The sequence below is a fragment of the Salinicola socius genome, assembly GCF_001937195.1.
Lineage (GTDB): Bacteria > Pseudomonadota > Gammaproteobacteria > Pseudomonadales > Halomonadaceae > Salinicola > Salinicola socius.
In genome coordinates, this window is record NZ_MSDO01000125.1 from 1 (window position 1) to 548 (window position 548).

The following is a 548-nucleotide window of genomic DNA, read 5'->3' on the forward strand; positions in this document are numbered from 1 at the left end:
GTTCAATGCCGACGGTTCCTACAGTTTCACGCCCGGCACCGACTTCGACACCCTGGCTGCCGGCGAGAGCCGCGACGTCACCTTCAGCTACACCGCCACGGACCATGACGGCGGCGTCAGCGCACCCAAGACCGTCACCATCACCGTGACCGGCACCAATGATGCGCCGGTGGCCCGCGCCGATACCGGCAGCACCGGCGAGAACGCTACTCTCAATATCGCCGCGTCCCAGGGCGTGCTTGCCAACGACAGCGATGTCGATGGCGGCATCCTGAGTGTCAGCGCGGTCAACGGCGTAACAGGTAGCGTGGGGCAGGCTATCACCGGCTCCAACGGCGGCACCTTCACGCTGAACGCGGATGGCTCCTACAGCTTCAATCCGGGCACGGCGTTCGATCGCCTGGCCGCGGGTCAGACCGACAAGACGCAGATCAGCTACACCGTCAGCGATGGCCAGGGCGGCACCGCCACCTCGACGCTGACCGTAACGGTGACCGGCACCAACGACGCCCCGGTGGCCCGCGCCGATACCGGCAGCACCGGGGAGA

At 67.0% G+C, this 548-nt stretch carries 1 protein-coding gene; it reads left to right on the forward strand.

Features of this window, described 5'->3' with window-relative positions; genetic code table 11:
- Positions 1-548 (forward strand): Ig-like domain-containing protein (locus tag BTW07_RS19180; RefSeq protein ID WP_167369304.1); only part of this gene is annotated, 548 nt, incomplete at both ends.